Origin of the sequence: Natronorubrum amylolyticum (genome assembly GCF_052040145.1) — an archaeon.
Classification (GTDB): Archaea; Halobacteriota; Halobacteria; order Halobacteriales; family Natrialbaceae; genus Natronorubrum.
The window spans coordinates 416,787-433,624 of the sequence record NZ_JBPPFW010000002.1 but is presented as its reverse complement, the minus strand read 5'-3'; the positions used below and the strand labels follow the sequence as shown (position 1 = coordinate 433,624).

The following is a 16,838-nucleotide window of genomic DNA, read 5'->3' as shown; positions in this document are numbered from 1 at the left end:
GATTTTACGGCTATCTCGAACTACTTCGAAAGTGGTCCAATCGGAACTTTCGCTGATCAGCACAGACAAAACAATTAAACACTTGACATGCAATCTGATTGCATGGAACCAATCGTGCGAGAAGCCGTCAGACCGGATGCTGAGTCGGTGGCTAATATGCATGAAAAATCCATCCGAGAACTCGCCCAAGTGGCGTATTCGCGGGATGTCGTATCTGCGTGGGCAGCGGGGAAGGATCCGGACAAATATCAAATCGAATCGGACGAAACCTACTTTCTGGTGGCCGAAATCAATGATGGGCTCGTGGGCTTCGGAGAGTTACGACCTGAGGCAGAGGAGTATTTTCAAGCCGACGTTGAGGGAGAAATCCGAGCGGTCTATGTCCACCCAGACTTCACCCGGCATGGTGTTGGAACGGCAATCTACCAAGAACTGGAGAGTGAAGCTAGGAGACTTCAACTCGATTCCTTAGGATTGTGGGCGTCAATCAACGCTCGCGGATTTTATGAAGGTCGTGGATTCGAAACCGTCGAGGAGATCACCCATAAGTTCGGCGGCGAAGTGGAGGGGCCGGCCGTCGAGATGAAAAAGACGTTGTGAGAGGCAGATCCTCCCGTCATATCAGACCAATCGCCTAGTTGGAATTGGTAAGTATGCACGATTTATATTCTACCAGTAACGTATACGGTACACTGGATACGATGATTACGTATGGAGACAATTTCGTTCCGAGTGTCCGAGGAACTCGAGGCTGACCTCAAGAAACTCACGGAGAAAGAGGGCCCCGACCGGCGTACAGCCGTCCGGAAACTCCTCGCAGTAGGACTCGAGAACCGACGTCGTGAACGACTCCTCGAGCGACTCGTCAATGGAGAGATAACGCTCACAACGGCCGCCGAACGGACCGAACTGTCCGTCTGGGAGTTCACAGCGTTCGTCGAGGGCAACGACCGGACGTGGATCTCGAGTAGCCATACTGAAGCCGATATCGAAGCCCTGTAACACACCTCACACCGTCTCAGGCAACCAGCCGCCGTCGACCTCCACGTTCTACACCCACCTTTTTACGTCGTCGGGTCTCTCACTCCGTTCGAGACTGCTCCTCGCAAAAATCTGGACCAAAAACGTTCCGCGGCGCTTCACGCCGCGGTACAACTACCGGTGACCGTCTTTCACACCGTCTCGGGCAACCAGCCGCCGTCGACCTCCACGTTTTCCCCGCTGATGTACCCGCTTTCGGGATCGAGGAAGAAGTACAGCGGCTGGATCAGGTCCTCGAAGCTCGCGGGCCGATCCCGAGGCAGTTCCTCGGGAAATTCGTCGGAGTTCTCGACGACGTACGGCGAGATGGCGTTGACCGTCAGTCCGTCGTCCTGCGTATCGGCCGCGAGCATCCGCGTGAACATCACCACCCCAGCCTTCGCGACGAAGTAGGGGAAGTTCTTCGGGCTGACGAGGCCCTTCTCGCTCGAGGCGTAGCCGATGTTCACGATCCGGCCGTACTCGCCCTCGCGCAGGTTCGACAGGGCGCGTTTCGAACAGAGTGCGGTGCCGTTGAGGTTGGTCTCGAGCACCCGGTTCCAGGCGTCGAACTCGATCTCCTCCCAGTGGCTGGGCGCGAAGTCGCCGACGTTGTTCACGAGGACGTCGACGGGACCGAGTTCGGACTCGACGGCCGTGAAGATGCCGTCGACGCTCTCGGGATCGGTGACGTCTCCCTGCACCGTCATCGCGTCGCTCGCGCCGCGCTCGAGCGCGTCGTCGGCCACCTCGCGGGCCGCGTCGGCGCTCGTGTGGTAGTGGACGGCCGTCTTCGCCCCGCAGTCGGCCGTCGCCAGCAGGAGTTTCCGGCCGACGCCCCTCGCGCTCCCCGTTACGAGCACCGTTCGATCAGCCAAATCTGGTCCATCCATGTCTCGTCTCTCTTATCGGGTTCGGCGTGGAAAAAGCGACCGGAACGACGGCCCTTGTGTGGCGTACGTGGCCCGCTGCGGCCGAACGAGACGGATCGGGACGTTCGCAAAAAACGTGGCTTTACGGTACTCCGTTGGAATAGTGGCAGTATGGAGTTAGAAACCGTCCTGCTCGCCGTCGGACCCGGCGACGCCGATCGAATCGACGAATTGGCGAAGTCCGTCGTCGAAGTAGCCAAGCCGGCCGACGCGACCGTCGTCCTTGCGCACGTGTTCACCAGCAGCGAGTACGACGACGTCCTCACCCGCCTCGAGTTCGACCGCGCTACCGACGAGATCGATCCCGACGACGTCGCTCGACGCCATCAGTCGATCATCGATCTCCGCACCATACTCGACGAACACGACGTCGACTACGTAATCAAGGGCGCGATCGGCGAGCACGGGCCGACGATCGTGGATCTCGCGACCAGCAACGACGTCGATCGAGTGATCGTCGGCGGCCGCCGTCGATCGCCGACCGGGAAAGCGGTGTTCGGCTCGACGGCTCAGGAGGTCCTGCTGTCGGCACCGTGCCCGGTGACGTTCGTCCGAAGCGACGATATCGACGAGTGATCGGACAGGACGTCGACGCGGTAGTCGCGCTGCGTTCTTCGGTCTCCGGGGCTGACACTCGCTCCCGACGCCAGTAGTCACGCGGTCATCCCGATCACGAAACGGCGACGAAGACCCCTCTCGAGTCGGTTTCGCCCGGTTCGGGAATACTGCGACGACGAGAATACTTAAGCGGGTGGCACCACCACTGTGGTGGTATGGCGATCGATACGATACTGCTTGCTGTCGGGCCGATGGATACCGTCCGAGCGGGGGAACTCGCAGATACCGTCCTCGAGATCGCAGAGCCGCTCGATGCGAGGGTCGTGATCGGTCACGCGTTCACGGAAGACGAGTACGAGGATATCCACGATGACCTCGGCTTCGACGCCCGCGTGGAGGACGTCGACCCCGACGAGGTCGCCGCCCGGCGCGCACCGGTGGGGGATCTGGAGGAGATTTTCGCCGACGCCGGCGTCGACTACGAGGTCCGCGGTGCACTCGGCGAGGTCAGCAGCAAGGTCGTCGACATGGCGATCGAGGTCGACGCGGATCGGATGGTCGTCGGCGGCCGACGCCGCTCCCCCGCGGAGAAGGCCGTGCTGGGCTCGGTCTCCCAGGAGATCATCCTGCAGGCACCCTGCCCGGTCACCTACTTCCGCGATCTGGACGTCATGGAGTAGCCGGCTGCTTCCGCTTTCGTCGGTCCTCGGGCGCCGAATCAGACTGCCGGCTCGTCGAGCCCGCTCGAGTTGGCTCCCGTGTTCTCGTACGGACGGCTGACATAATCGTTTGTAAACACTACTCGTAGTCGAGTACGATCTGTGTAGTTAAGTACGGCGACGGCACTGTCTAGGACAGCATGGACTACTATGCCGGCGTCGATCTGGGCGCGACCAACGTCCGGGCGGTCGTCGCCGAACAGGACGGGACGACGATCGGCGCGGACCGCCGGGCGACGCCGCGCGGACCGACGGGAATCGACGTGACGGAGGGCGTCTTGCGGACGCTTCGCGGCGCGTGTGGTGACGCCGGGATCACGCCGACGGAGATCGTTGCCGCCGGAATCGGCTCTATCGGCCCGTTCGATCTCGCAGAGGGGGCCGTGATCGATCCCGCGAACCTTCCCGATTCGATCGATCGGATCCCCCTGACGGGTCCCATCGAGAAACTGATCGACAGCGACGAGGTCTACCTCCACAACGACACCAACGCCGGCGTCATCGGCGAGCGGTTCCACGCCGACCGAAACCCCGACGACATGGTCTACATCACCATCTCCTCGGGGATCGGAGCCGGCGTTTGCTGTGACGGCAACGTGGTGAGCGGCTGGGACGGCAACGCCGGCGAGGTGGGCCACTACGTCGTCGATCCGCGCGGTCGCCTGACCTGTGGCTGCGGCCGCGACGGCCACTGGGAGGCCTACTGTTCGGGCAATGCGATCCCGGACTACGCCCGACTGCTCGCCGAGGACGACCCGACCATCGAGACGGATCTGCCGCTCGACGGACCCGATTTCACGGCGAAAGACGTCTTCGAACTGGCCGGCGAGGACGAACTCGCCGACTACGCGATCGAGCAACTCGCCCACTGGAACGCGATGGGCGTCACGAACGTCATCCACGCGTTCGCGCCGATCGTCGTCTCCTTCGGCGGCGCCGTCGCCTTACACAACGAGGAGCTGGTCGTCGACCCGATCCGCGAACGCGTCGCGGAATCGGTGATGACGAACGTCCCGGAGATTCGCGTCACGGACCAGGGCGACGACGTGGTCGTCGAGGGCGCGCTCGCGAGTGCCCTGACCGGCGGGACGGGCGACCGCCAGCGACTGTAGTCGCGCGATTGTTCGGCCACTCGTCGATTGCACCGGGAGGATCTCCGCTGCGAGTTGGTAACGGGCCGTAGCCGGTCGGTTCACACGCTGACGCTGGTAGAATCGCGAATTACGGGCAGATTCGAACAGGTAACCGATTCCTGTTAATTCATCGTTTCTTGTACTGTTGGGGAGAACGCTTATTGTGGACGGTAATATCTGACCGGTCACGATGGCTACGGGGGACGACGTCCGGGGGGACTGTGAGGAGCTGTCGATACTCCTCGTCAATCCGGATTCGGTCACGATCACGAGGCACTCTATCGAGAGTGCGCTGTGTGAGACGGAGGCAGAGTCGACGACCACCGACGTCGACCTCGAGTTCGAGTGGCACCAGATCTGTCACGGCTGCGGCGAGCGAAAGTGGTTCAGTTCGATGATCTGTGACGACTGTCGGGACCGACACGGTGTCTAATGGCCCGAAACGGTGTCTGATGAACCAATACGACATTCGATGACTAGATCGACATCTGACAACTGTGTCGAGTCGCGGTCTCGGCGTCGCGTCTCTCGCTGTCCGATCGGCAGACGCTCACTCACTGACCGGGAACCGACCACGCGTTACTTGAGCGACCGGGACGAGGCTATCCTATGCAGCGGAGAGAGTTCCTCCGAACGAGCGGGGCGGCCGGAGTTGCCGTGGCGCTCTCGGAGGCCGTCCTCACGGCGACGACTCGAGCCACGGCGGCCGCGGCCGAGAGCACGCCCGACGGCTACGAACCGCTCGGACGCGTCGACGTTACCGGGGCCGCCGAAGCCGTCGTCGGCGACGGCGGGGAGACGGTCTATCTCGCCACTACAGACGGCTTCGCGACGGTCGATATTAGCGATCCGTCCGAGCCCGAACTGCTCGCAGACCGATTCCCGCTCGAGGTCGACGACACGCCGTTTCGGGAGATCCTCGACGTGAAAGTCGACGGCAACCGACTGGTCGTCGCCGGCCCGGCAAACCAGCAGGAGGACGACGTCTTCCACGGGTTCGAACTGTACGACGTGAGCGACCCCGCCGATCCGGTCGCCGTCGGCGAGCCCTACGAAACCGGCTACCACATCCACAACTGCTTTTTCGCGGACGATTTGCTCTACGTGGTCGCCAACAGCGAGTCGGCAAACCCGCTCGTCATATTTGACGTGAGCGACGACGACGTCGAGGAGATCGGCCGCTGGTCGCTCGTCGAGCACGAGCCAGAGTGGCAGGAGGTCTACTGGCTCGCGCGGTACAACCACGACGTCTACGTCCACGACGAGATCGCCTATCTCGCCCACTGGAACGCCGGGACCTACCTGATCGACGTGAGCGATCCCACCGAGCCCGAATACGTCTCGCGCGTGATGGACACCGATCTCGAGGAGTCGCTCGCGCTCGACGACGGCGAGGCACAGATGGGGCTTCCGGGCAACGATCACTACTCGGCGGTCGACGACACCGGCGACCTCCTCGCAGTCGGCCGAGAAGCCTGGGCGACGGGCGGTGACGAACCCGACGGTCCGGGCGGAATCGACCTCTACGACGTGAGCGACCCGACCGATCCCGAGGAGCTCGTCTCGATCGATGCGCCGCCCGCGGACGACGCCTCCTACTACGGCGAGGAGTGGACGACGGCCCACAACTTCGAACTGCGCGACGACCGTCTCTACTCCTCGTGGTACCAGGGCGGCATCAAGATCCACGACGTGAGCGACCCGGCCGAGCCCGAGGAACTCGCCCACTGGCGCGACACCGACGCGGCCGGCTTCTGGACCGCTCGCGTCGCCGACAACGAGACGTTCGTCGCGAGCAGCACGCCGCTCATTCCCGGCGCGGAGACCGAGGGCGCGCTGTACACCTTCCCGACCGACCCCGATCCCGACTCGAGCGCGTCTCGCGGCCCGCTCGATTCGATCCCCGGATTCACCGGCGCGGCCGGTCTCGCCGGCGTCGCCGGCGGGGCCGTCGCACTCGAGTGGCTTCGTCGTCGCGACGACGCCGATCGGTAACCGCTTTTGTCGGCCGAAATCCTCAGGATCGATCCTGATGGATGGTAGCAGCTGTCAAAACCTTATTCACCGCTCGGGCCCGTAGGTCGAACAATGACTACTCCCGACGCGGCAGCCGACGCCGAGGCCGACGGCGAGCCGTCGCTCAAAGAGCGCGTCGAGTCCTGGCTCACCCGCGAGATGCCGATCATCCAGATGCACGGCGGAACGAGCGCCGTCCGGGAAGCCGACCCCGAGACCGGCGAGGTGATCATCGAACTGGGCGGCGGCTGCGAGGGCTGTTCGGTCAGCGGTATCACGTCGAGCAACATCGAGGCCGAACTCCTCACGTGGCCCGAAATCGACGAGATCACCGTCCGCGTCCCCGATCCCCGCGAGAGCCTCGGCGGCCCGGATCAGGCCGAGTCGATCATGGGGGTCGATCGCACCGAGGGTGGCCGCGGCGACTGGGGCTCCTCGAACCCCGGCAAGGACCACCTCTGAGTCTCGATCCGGCTCCGGTTTCGCGACCGGACCGGGCCGAGTCGACCACGGGGGTCGATTACCCGAGCGATCTCCGGCCCGACGCGGCGTGCGTGACGGTAACAGGGGCGGATCATTTTGGGAATTCCTATATCCTTTTACGCGCCCATTACGGAGTCGTACACCATGAAGACGTGTGGACGCACGCGAACAGGAGGTGACGGCTATGAGTGATCAGGCTGCCGACGGAGACGACGCCGAGACAGATGGCGGCGTTCGCGCCTACACCGTCCGCCTCGAACTCGTCGACGAACCCGGCGAGTTACTTCGTGCGCTCGCCCCCATCGCGGACAACGGTGGGAATCTCCTGAGTATCCACCACGAGCGCGGCAACATGACCCCGCGCGGGCACATCCCTGTCGAGGTCGATCTCGAGTCCCCGCCGGACCGATTTGACGGTATCGTCGACGCCCTGCGCGACGCCGGCGTCAACGTGATTCAGGCCGGTGCGGAACACTACGGCGAGGAGATCAACGTCGTGTTGGTCGGCAACATCGTCGAACACGACCTCTCGAACACGCTCTCGCGGATCGAAGACGAAGCGAACGCCGTCGTTCGGGACCTCTCGCTTTCAGCACCCAACGGGACGGAAGCGGTCTCGAGCGCTCGGATCCGACTGGCTATCGACTCCGGCCAGACTGAGGCGGCGCTCGAGGCGATTCGCTCGATCGGCTCGGACAAAGCGCTCACTGTCGTCGAACCCCTCCTCGGAGGTGATGCCGCATGAAACTCGCAATCCTCGGCGCCGGTGACGTCGGCCGCTCGGTGGCCGACCTCGCGGGTGAATACGGACACGATGTCGTCGCGCTCGCCGACTCCACGACCGCCACGGTCGACGCCGACGGGATCGACATCGAGGGCGCACTCGAGCGCAAGGCCGGTGGCGACGCGCTGGGCTCGAGCGATCCCGCCGATGTCTTCGAGAGCGAGTACGACGTGCTCGTGGAGGCGACGCCGACGACGCTCGGCGACGCCGAACCCGGCTTCTCGCACGTCGAGCGCGCACTCGAGGCCGACCGCCACGTCGTGCTTGCGAACAAGGGCCCCGTCGCGGAACGGTACGAGGAACTCCGCGCGCTCGAAGCCGATAGTGCGGGCTCGATCCGGTTCGAGGCTACCGTCGGCGGCGCGATTCCGGTGCTCTCGACGATCGAGGACTCGACGCCCCAGGCCGTGACTGCGGTTCGCGGGGTACTCAACGGCACCGCGAACTTCATCCTCACGCGGATGGCCGCGGAGGGACTGGACTACGAGCACGTCCTCGCGGAGGCCCAAGACCTCGGCGTAGCCGAGGCCGATCCGACGTTCGACGTCGACGGCACCGACGCCGCGCTCAAGTTCGTCATCCTCGCGAACGTGCTGGCCGACGGCGGGTTCTCGCTCGAGGACGCGACGGTCGAGGGCATCCAGTCGATTCCCGGCAGCGCGCTCGACCTCGCCGCGGAGGACGGCCGAACGATCCGACTCATCGGCGAGGCGACCCGCGACGGCGTCCGCGTCGGGCCGCGACTCGTCCCCGAGAACGGCCCGCTGGCCGTCACCGGGACGCGAAACATCGTCCAGATAGAGACCCGCAACGCGGGCTCGCTGCACTCGAGCGGTCGCGGTGCGGGCGGTCCGGAGACGGCGACTGCCGTCCTCTCCGACGTCGGACGACTGCCGCCGCTGTAAGGGTCGGTTCGTGGCCAACTCCGTGCATCGGCCGTAGTCGTCCCTGTCGGTACCGACGTCTCATTCTCGAGTGATCGGTGTGGTTCGTCGATCAGTTCGGAAATTTTGACTTCTTTCGCGCACGTGCGTTGACGTACGAACTGGTGCTGGTGCATCACCGCCGAACTCCCCTTCTACCGCCGACCTACCGCTTTACCGCCGACCTATCGCTCTCCGGTCGAACTCCCGCTCTCCCACCGGATCTGGCTCTTCGGTGGCGTGCGGGCGACGGGAGACCGATCGGTTCGGGGCGCTGCCGGCGTTCGAACGGCGCCTCCTCGCCGCTCAGTTGCTCTCGTTGGCCGATGGGAGCCGTGAATCGGAGTCCCCACACCGTGTGAACGCTAGGCAAACCGCAAGAAGGCGCCGGGTTCGGCAAAATACGCTTTCGAAATGGTTTTAACCGCAACGAGCAAAAGAGACCGATATAAGCGCCTCTGCGCGTGAGCTACAACAATGAGCGAACAACATCAGAACCTGGCCATCATCGGCCACGTTGACCACGGGAAGAGCACGCTCGTGGGACGCCTCCTGTACGAGACAGGCAGCGTACCAGAGCACGTCATCGAACAGCACCGCGAAGAAGCAGAAGAGAAGGGCAAGGGTGGATTCGAGTTCGCCTACGTCATGGACAACCTCGCCGAAGAGCGAGAGCGTGGTGTCACCATCGACATCGCCCACCAGGAGTTCTCGACGGACGCCTACGACTTCACCATCGTCGACTGTCCTGGCCACCGCGACTTCGTGAAGAACATGATCACGGGCGCATCTCAGGCGGACAACGCCGTCCTCGTCGTCGCCGCTGACGACGGTGTCGCGCCCCAGACCCAGGAGCACGTGTTCCTGGCCCGAACCCTCGGTATCGACGAACTCATCATCGGCATCAACAAGATGGACGTCGTCGACTACAAGGAGGACACCTTCAACGACGTCGTCGACGAAGTGAACCAGCTGCTCAAGCAGGTTCAGTTCCAGACCGACGACGCCTCGTTCATCCCGATCTCGGCGTTCGAAGGCGACAACATCGCCGAAGCCTCCGAGAACACGCCGTGGTACGACGGCCGTACCCTGCTCGAGGCACTCAACGACCTGCCGGCGCCGGAGCCACCGACAGACGCGCCGCTCCGACTCCCGATCCAGGACGTTTACACGATCTCGGGTATCGGTACCGTCCCAGTCGGCCGTATCGAGACCGGTGTCATGAACATCGGCGACAACGTCTCCTTCCAGCCCAGCGACGTGGGCGGCGAAGTGAAGACGATCGAGATGCACCACGAAGAGGTGCCAAAAGCAGAGCCCGGTGACAACGTTGGATTCAACGTTCGTGGCATCGGTAAGGACGACATCCGCCGCGGTGACGTCTGTGGCCCAGCCGACGACCCACCGAGCGTCGCCGAGACGTTCCAGGCCCAGGTCGTCGTCATGCAGCACCCGTCCGTGATCACGGCCGGTTACACGCCGGTCTTCCACGCACACACCGCACAGGTCGCGTGTACGATCGAGTCCATCGACAAGAAGATGGACCCAGCAAGCGGCGAGGTCGCCGAGGAGAACCCCGACTTCATCCAGTCGGGTGACGCTGCTGTGGTCACCATCCGACCACAAAAGCCACTCAGCATCGAGCCGTCGAGCGAGATCCCAGAACTCGGGAGCTTCGCCATCCGCGACATGGGTCAGACCATCGCGGCCGGAAAGGTCCTCGAAGTTCACGAGAAAGAATAAATGCAGCAGGCACGCGTTCGACTCGCGGGCACGAGTCCAGAAGACTTAGACGACATCTGTGACGACGTCCGCGAGATTGCGAACAATACCGGCGTCAACCTGAGCGGTCCGATCCCGCTGCCGACGAAGACCCTCGAGGTGCCGACCCGGAAGTCGCCTGACGGCGAAGGCACTGCCACGTGGGAGCACTGGGAGATGCGCGTCCACAAGCGCCTGATCGATCTGGACGCCGACGAACGCGCACTCCGCCAGCTCATGCGCATTCAGGTGCCGAACGACGTCTCGATCGAGATCGTCCTCGAAGACTAACGGTCGATTCGCGTTTTTCACCGTTTTTGCGCGTGGGTTGCTGGTTCGCAGCAATGGCTGTGTGATTACCTACGTACTGAGTACATACCGTCAGTCCACGTGCAGTGGCGCGTGCTGTGCCGCGGTGAGACGTTGACGAACCGCGGCACGAAGTCGCGTGAGGGATGAGTGAGCGACTGAAAGGAGCGAGCGAATCGGCTGGGGAGGGTGTGGCCCTCATAGCCGCCAGCACGAGCAGGATACTCGAGTCGTAATCGACAGCCGGTCTAAACCCTCACCAGCGATCCACTCGAGTCCGGACCGAAATCCCGTCCACGTTCACTACCACGTACCACATTCGGGTCTTACTCGCTATTCTCACGCTCCACGAGTCAGTGCGGAGGCTTTTGTCGGTCGCCGTCGCAGAGACTCGTATGTCGAGGCGCTCGCGGTCGCGGTCACAGTCGGGAACCTCTCTGCGGTCCGGTTCTAGTGGAGACGACGGGACGGCCGAGGGCTCGAGCAGCCCCATCGTCGAACTCCTGATCGTCTTCGTCGTCGTCTTCGCCGCCCAGCAGCTGACGGCGATCATCGGGATCGGCGTGATGGCCGGCCTGTTCGTCCTCGCGCCGCCGTTGACGACCAACCCGTGGACGATCGTCACGAGCGTCTACGCCCACGGGAACATCGGCCACCTGCTCTCGAACAGCCTCGCGCTGATCGTCTTCGGTTGGCCCGTCGCCCGGGCGACCACTCGACTTCGATTCCACACGTTCTTCCTGGTGACGGGCGTGATCGCCGGAATCTCACAGATCGTCCTCAGTGGGGTCTTCGAAGGGATGCCCCTCGTCGGCGGCTGGGTCGAACAGGCTCCGGTCCTCGGCGCCAGCGGGGCCGTCTTCGCCCTGTTGGGCTACCTGATCGCCTCGAACCGACTGTCGGCCGGGTTGGCATCGTTCATCGATGTCCCGCAATGGTTCGCCGTCCTGGTGTTCGTCGGCCTGGCGATCGCCGTGACGCTGGCGACCGGTGGCCTCGGAATCGCCCTGTTCGCACACTTCACCGGCTTCCTCGTCGGACTGTTGGCCGGACGGCTTCGGGTGTTACACGTCGGCGGGTCGGGTGGGCGTGGCTCGAGGCTGTAGCTGACTGGTTTGGTGCGATACTATCCGGATCGTGGGTGTCCTCGAGACGGGTGTTTCGGTGTGTACGAAGAATAATCGTGATTAGCGAATCACGATTATACTACTCACGATTATACTATCTGCATTTATGGTCCGAACGGGTGGCGTGGTGGCACCTCTCGGGTCGTCTACGAAACACAAGCTACAAATAGAAACCGAGGTTAGGAACGGTCGAGGGCTCGTAGATCAGTGGTAGATCGCTTCCTTCGCAAGGAAGAGGCCCTGGGTTCAAATCCCAGCGAGTCCACTTCTTCACGTCGCTTCGCTCGTTCAGTCGTGGACTCGCTGTACATCGCAAACCCTTCGGGTTTGCTCAATCCCAGCGAGTCCATGATTTCTGCGCGGCGAGCAAACTCGCGAGCCGCGCAAATCGTCGTCGAAGCTGGGATTTGGACCCCTGTGAGTCGCAGTGCCGAACGGAGTGAGGCAACCGTCTCACAACGGGTTCAAATCTCTCCCATCAGAATTCTGTACCGCTTTGAATTATTCGGATAGTCGCTGAAGCAGACACTTCTCGAGCCACACCGAACGATCCACAATCGAAGACGGCTCGATACGGTTTCGACACTCAGCAGTCACGAGAGGAAATGATCGACGGGTGAGTGAACCCGCCGGTACTGCTGATTTCGAACCGAATGCTGACACACCGTTCCTCACCGTCGATGTTGTCAGCGGCGGCAACTTCTTGCTCGCTATCGTTGGTAGCGGCTCGGATGAGGTACTGACCGGCCCCGTCGACGGGGGTCTCTTCGGCGAATTCCGATCCGGGATCGACCGTAGATGTCTCCGAATAACGCGTTTCCCCGACCTCTGTGACGGTAACGTCTACATCCCGAGGCTCACTGTATCGGTTCCGGACGGAGACCCAATCCAGAAGTGGGAGCGCTGGGTCGTCGTCGACGGACGTGCATCCAGCCACACAGAGGAGCGAAACGCCGGTTGTCGACAGGAGCGCGCGTCGCTTCATGCGAGTACCTTCCAGATGAAAGTTATAGTTCTTCTGAACTCTTCCGGACGCAGCTATCAAGGGGACCGGTCACAGCGAATGGACATTTCGACGACCGTGGCCGCTTACTACACGGGTATTGATCACGGGACCGACGATTCGCGATGCGTTCGCGAACGTCGGCACTCGAGAATCCGACGGCTAGCGACGACGGCCTCGAGCCGTCTCCTACAATCGCTCAGTCCAGCCAGGAGCAGTAGCTATAAGTTATGATGAGTTGATATTCGGGGCGGAAGCGACGACTCCAACCGCCGCAGGAGGCATGCGCTGAAATGCCCCGGAGCCAGTTACGATGACGGTGGTCGCCGGGCCGGTGACGGCCACGGTCTCGCCCTGTGGCTGTGAGGTGGTGCCCGGCTCGCTCGAGTAGAAGATACGAGGATGAGAGACCGTCGTTGAAAGTAACAACGACACCGTGACTGCACTGCGATCCCTGAACGGTGAACGCGGTGTGGAACGTGCTACCTCACACAGCGATCGGTCTGTGGCAATAAAAAGCGAACAATATTCCCGTCAGGGGAATCCTCCTCGAAGATGAGTTCACCGCCGAGCGAATCGACACACCATTGCATCACCCAGAGGCCAACACCGGACCCGTGAAAGGTAGTGCTCGCCGTTACATCCTCTTTGAGCACGTCGACTTCGACAGCTGGAATAATCGAATTAGTATCGGAAATTTGGATGACTCCCCGACCAGTGTCGGTGTTTTCGGTGACCGAAATTTCAACGATGGGTGCCTCATCGTCGCTGTGGACGATTGCATTTTCGAGAGCGTGCTTCGTAGCGTAGTGGAGTCCCTTATCGGCGTTCACGAGAACGTCCGATTCGATATCGACAGTCAGTTCGGCGGCTGGATACTCCGATTGGATCTCCGTAGCGACTTCCGTGATCAATCGTGTGACGTTTGTGGGCGATCGCTCTGTTGCGCCGGGTTCTGCGATCTCTTCGACCTGTTGAATCGAGTCGCTCAACGTTCCGATTTCCATGGCGATCTCGACGATTGTTTCGACTTCCTCCTCGAGAGTCTCCTCCTCGATTGCACTTCTGAGGCGATCAGCGTAGCCGATGAGTATGTTCGTCTCGTTTCGTAGATTGTGGCGGATAACTCGATTAAGGAGTCGTAATCGCCGCTCTCGAGCCTTGTATTCCGTAATGTCTCGAATCTCTGCAATGACACATGTCGCCTCATCGATCGTCGTGCGATTCAGACACGCACGAACCCAGACTAACTCACCAGTAGCGCGTTCGATTTGCCACTCAAATACCTGCTCGTCCCCATCAGCGGCCGCCTGGATTCGCCGGACCGCTTTTTCTTGGGTGAACCGCTTTGTTGACGCCGTATAGTCTCCGACTTCCATTTCTCGTAGCTCTGCTCGAGTGTAGCCGTATAATTGTTCCAGCGGCTTGTTCACGTCGAGTATCTCTCCTGTTTCTGGTTCGTGCAACGTGACTCCAATTTTCAGATCATCGAAAGAATTCGGCAGTACGACATTCTGCAAATCAGCCATACCCCAGTTAGTAAGTAAAATTATATAAACGAACGAACCCCGGAAACGGTTGCCTATTGGCTCTCTCAATTCATATATGAACTTTCACTTTAAATTCCAGGCCAACATCCTTAACAGATGAAATATCGAGTTATTGAATACTAAGGACACTCATGAAAGACAAAAACCTACCGTCGCACGGTGATCGGATGCTGATTGCAAACTTCCCAAACGGTTGTTAGTACTGCTCGATGCTGACCGTCGCTATCGTATTGTTGGCCCTGAGGCGCTCCCGTTCTCACAACGGAAAGCAACAGAGATGGTCGGCAAACACGTTGATGAGCTTTTCCCAGACGAAACGGTTGCCGTACTGAAACCGAACCTCCACGCTACGATTGCAGGGGGCTCTCGGTCGTTCGACACGGAATACCAGGGCCAGATCCACCACATTGAGACGAGATCAGTACGTGTTGGCGATGAGCCATACGGCATTTTAGTCACACAAGATGTCACTGAAGCTCGCCAGACAGCGCCGGGGCTCGCCGATCAAAATAAGCGCCTCGATCAGTTTACGAGTATGGTTTCTCACGACCTTCAAAATCCCGTATCGATGGCAATCGGTGAACTCGAGCAATATCGCGAGACGGGTGACGACAGCTATTTAGATGGAATCGAGAACGCATTGGAACGAGTAGCGGATCTCATCGTAGATCTCACCGCACTCACCCGAACCAATACCCCGTCAAATACCCGCAAATCTGTCTCGCTACCCGAGGTCGCACGAGAGGCGTGGAAATTCATCGATACACAGTCTGCTCCCCTTGAAACGCAAAACTGCGTCATCCAGGGCGACAGGAGCCAACTTCAGGCACTTTTCGAAAACCTGTTTCGAAACGCAGTCGGCCGTGGTGGAACGGATGTAACTGTCCGAGTCGGCCCCACTGGGGGTGGATTCTACGTCGAGGATACTGGAACGCGAATTCCACCAGAGAAACGAGAGCAGGTGTTCGAACACGGGTTTACGACTGGTTACAGTGGGAACGGCGTCGGATTGACGATTGTAGGTCGAATTGCCGCCGATCATGGGTTTGAAGTTGCGCTTATGGAATCGCGAGAGGGCGATGCTCGGTTCGAATTGCAGTAACCGGGCACACTGTCCCCTCCAGCGGCTACTATCGTGCTCCCCTCCAAATCTCACACCGAGACACCGGGATCGGTCCGAGTCAGGTCCGCGGTTCCAGTCGTGCCGAACGCAGAGCGTTCTTTTCGAGCTACCATCCACCCTGCTCACCCAAATAGCTCTATCAGGTGCAGGGACAACCATCACTTGTCACCGAGTGATCTAGTACGGAAATGACCAGCGAGTCCGCCGATTGGGAGTACAAAGCCGTCGAGCCCCCGACGGAGCTCACGAAACGCGAGTCCGCCAACCCAGAGCAGCGACTCAACGAACTGGCCGCGGAGGGGTGGCGTCTCGTGGAGACCGTCTCCTACGACGGCGGCGGCACGAAGTACCTGATCTTCGAGCGGTCGCTCGAGGAGGCATGAAGGACTTCTCGTCCGCCAACACGATGCGGGGCCGGGCCGCCGAGAACCGCTACAAGCTCTGGGTGTTGCTCAACGCGAATCGGTGGGCGCTCACCGGGGCGATGGCCGCCGGGATCTTCGGGGCGCTGTTGCTCTGGGGGGTCTCGAACCCGCCGTCGGCACAGGAGGTGCTGTTGACCACCGACTGGGTCAAGATGTCGTTCCAGGCGCTGATCGGCGCGCTCATCACCGGGACCACGCTGGTCGTCTCGATCAATCAGCTCGTCCTCTCCCAGGAAATCGGCCCGCTCGGCAGCCAGCGTCGGCGGATGGATCTCGCGATGGACTTCTACAAGAACACCGACGAACTGCTCGAGTTTCCGAGCCCCGCCAATCCGGCGCTCTTTCTCAAGGAACTCATCGACGCGACCAGCGACCGCGCCCGCGCGTTCGAGAACGCGGTCCAGAAGAGCGACGACGAAGACTTCCGGGAGCACACCGAGGCGTACGTCGAGGACCTGCTCGAGAACGCCGAGGTGGCGACGGATCAGCTCGAGAACGCCGATTTCGGCTCTTTCGCGGTGATGAAGGCCGCGCTGAACTACAACTACGACCGGAAGATGTACGACCTGCGCTGGCTGCTGGACGAACACAAAGACCACCTCACGACGGCACAACGCGAGGCGGGACGCGAAACGCTCGAGGCGCTTACGATGTACGGGCCCGCCCGCGAGTACATCAAGACGCTCTACTTCCAGTGGTCGCTGGTCAAACTCTCGCAGGGGATTCTGTATCTCGCGGTGCCGGCGCTCGTCGTCGCGGGTGGCATGGTGATGCTCGTCGACGGAACCTCGATCAGCGGCACGCTCCTCGGCGTCGACGTCTGGTTGTGGGTCATCTGTGCCGCGTACACGATCTGTGTCCTGCCGTTCTTGCTGTTCGTCTCGTACATCCTCCGGCTGGCGACGATCGCGAAGCGAACGTCCGCGATGGGGCCGCTCGTCCTCCGCGGGGACTGAGTTCGCAGAAACAGGT

At 61.4% G+C, this 16,838-nt stretch carries 19 protein-coding genes and 1 tRNA gene; 17 read left to right on the top strand and 3 right to left on the bottom strand.

Annotation, left to right across the window (positions count from 1 at the left end; all coding sequences use genetic code 11):
- The first annotated feature begins 102 nt into the window (after positions 1-102).
- Together ACSFDB_RS08510 and ACSFDB_RS08505 are read left to right on the top strand one after the other, a co-directional pair.
- Positions 103-600 carry a GNAT family N-acetyltransferase gene (locus ACSFDB_RS08510; protein WP_440770568.1) on the top strand — a complete coding sequence of 166 codons (498 nt, stop codon included), beginning with the start codon at positions 103-105 and terminating at the stop codon, positions 598-600.
- A gap of 111 nt (positions 601-711) precedes the next feature.
- Positions 712-1,002, top strand: coding sequence for a hypothetical protein (locus ACSFDB_RS08505; protein ID WP_440770567.1), 291 nt, complete (start codon positions 712-714; stop codon positions 1,000-1,002).
- 170 nt (positions 1,003-1,172) lie between these two features.
- Here ACSFDB_RS08505 and ACSFDB_RS08500 read toward each other — a convergent pair whose 3' ends face one another.
- A complete protein-coding gene (locus ACSFDB_RS08500) occupies positions 1,173-1,913 on the bottom strand; it encodes an SDR family NAD(P)-dependent oxidoreductase (protein WP_440770566.1) in 741 nt (246 codons plus the stop codon).
- A gap of 150 nt (positions 1,914-2,063) precedes the next feature.
- Here ACSFDB_RS08500 and ACSFDB_RS08495 point away from each other — a divergent pair, with 150 nt between their 5' ends.
- The 12 genes from ACSFDB_RS08495 to ACSFDB_RS08440 all read left to right on the top strand — a co-directional run bounded on the left by ACSFDB_RS08495 (position 2,064) and on the right by ACSFDB_RS08440 (position 12,030).
- On the top strand, positions 2,064-2,528 hold the full coding sequence (locus tag ACSFDB_RS08495; RefSeq protein WP_440770565.1) for a universal stress protein: 465 nt from the start codon (positions 2,064-2,066) through the stop codon (positions 2,526-2,528).
- Between the two features lie 197 nt (positions 2,529-2,725).
- A complete protein-coding gene (locus ACSFDB_RS08490; protein WP_440770564.1) occupies positions 2,726-3,190 on the top strand; it encodes a universal stress protein in 465 nt (154 codons plus the stop codon).
- Positions 3,191-3,369: 179 nt separating this feature from the next.
- A complete protein-coding gene (locus tag ACSFDB_RS08485; RefSeq protein WP_440770563.1) occupies positions 3,370-4,341 on the top strand; it encodes an ROK family protein in 972 nt (323 codons plus the stop codon).
- 211 nt (positions 4,342-4,552) lie between these two features.
- A complete protein-coding gene (locus ACSFDB_RS08480) occupies positions 4,553-4,795 on the top strand; it encodes a hypothetical protein (RefSeq protein WP_440770562.1) in 243 nt (80 codons plus the stop codon).
- A 176-nt stretch (positions 4,796-4,971) separates the two neighbouring features.
- A complete protein-coding gene (locus ACSFDB_RS08475; protein ID WP_440770561.1) occupies positions 4,972-6,357 on the top strand; it encodes a hypothetical protein in 1,386 nt (461 codons plus the stop codon).
- A gap of 93 nt (positions 6,358-6,450) precedes the next feature.
- Positions 6,451-6,840, top strand: coding sequence for a NifU family protein (locus ACSFDB_RS08470; RefSeq protein WP_440770560.1), 390 nt, complete (start codon positions 6,451-6,453; stop codon positions 6,838-6,840).
- 205 nt (positions 6,841-7,045) lie between these two features.
- Entirely contained in the window at positions 7,046-7,606 is a 561-nt protein-coding gene (locus tag ACSFDB_RS08465) for an amino acid-binding protein (protein ID WP_440770559.1), read from the top strand.
- On the top strand, positions 7,603-8,550 hold the full coding sequence (locus ACSFDB_RS08460) for a homoserine dehydrogenase (protein ID WP_090302990.1): 948 nt from the start codon (positions 7,603-7,605) through the stop codon (positions 8,548-8,550). The genes ACSFDB_RS08465 and ACSFDB_RS08460 overlap by 4 nt, the downstream gene beginning before the upstream one ends.
- A 495-nt stretch (positions 8,551-9,045) precedes the next feature.
- Complete coding sequence (gene tuf / locus ACSFDB_RS08455) at positions 9,046-10,311, top strand: translation elongation factor EF-1 subunit alpha (protein WP_090302991.1); 1,266 nt, start codon at positions 9,046-9,048, stop codon at positions 10,309-10,311.
- Positions 10,312-10,620 (top strand): 30S ribosomal protein S10, encoded by a 309-nt coding sequence (gene rpsJ, locus ACSFDB_RS08450; protein ID WP_006090080.1) that lies wholly within the window; start codon positions 10,312-10,314, stop codon positions 10,618-10,620.
- Between the two features lie 413 nt (positions 10,621-11,033).
- Positions 11,034-11,744 (top strand): rhomboid family intramembrane serine protease, encoded by a 711-nt coding sequence (locus ACSFDB_RS08445; protein ID WP_440770558.1) that lies wholly within the window; start codon positions 11,034-11,036, stop codon positions 11,742-11,744.
- Positions 11,745-11,958: 214 nt separating this feature from the next.
- A tRNA-Ala gene (locus ACSFDB_RS08440) sits at positions 11,959-12,030 on the top strand.
- A gap of 321 nt (positions 12,031-12,351) precedes the next feature.
- Here ACSFDB_RS08440 and ACSFDB_RS21035 read toward each other — a convergent pair.
- Positions 12,352-12,750, bottom strand: coding sequence for an Ig-like domain-containing protein (locus ACSFDB_RS21035; RefSeq protein ID WP_502260886.1), 399 nt, complete (start codon positions 12,748-12,750; stop codon positions 12,352-12,354).
- 500 nt (positions 12,751-13,250) lie between these two features.
- Positions 13,251-14,297 (bottom strand): PAS domain-containing sensor histidine kinase, encoded by a 1,047-nt coding sequence (locus ACSFDB_RS08435; protein ID WP_440770557.1) that lies wholly within the window; start codon positions 14,295-14,297, stop codon positions 13,251-13,253.
- Positions 14,298-14,511: 214 nt separating this feature from the next.
- On the opposite strand from ACSFDB_RS08435, the gene ACSFDB_RS08430 reads away from it, so the two are divergent.
- The 3 genes from ACSFDB_RS08430 (at position 14,512) to ACSFDB_RS08420 (ending at position 16,822) form a co-directional block, all read left to right on the top strand.
- Complete coding sequence (locus tag ACSFDB_RS08430; protein WP_440770556.1) at positions 14,512-15,420, top strand: sensor histidine kinase; 909 nt, start codon at positions 14,512-14,514, stop codon at positions 15,418-15,420.
- 209 nt (positions 15,421-15,629) lie between these two features.
- Complete coding sequence (locus ACSFDB_RS08425) at positions 15,630-15,824, top strand: DUF4177 domain-containing protein (RefSeq protein ID WP_440770555.1); 195 nt, start codon at positions 15,630-15,632, stop codon at positions 15,822-15,824.
- Positions 15,821-16,822 carry a DUF7972 family membrane protein gene (locus ACSFDB_RS08420; protein ID WP_440770554.1) on the top strand — a complete coding sequence of 334 codons (1,002 nt, stop codon included), beginning with the start codon at positions 15,821-15,823 and terminating at the stop codon, positions 16,820-16,822. The genes ACSFDB_RS08425 and ACSFDB_RS08420 overlap by 4 nt, the downstream gene beginning before the upstream one ends.
- Positions 16,823-16,838 lie beyond the last annotated feature (16 nt).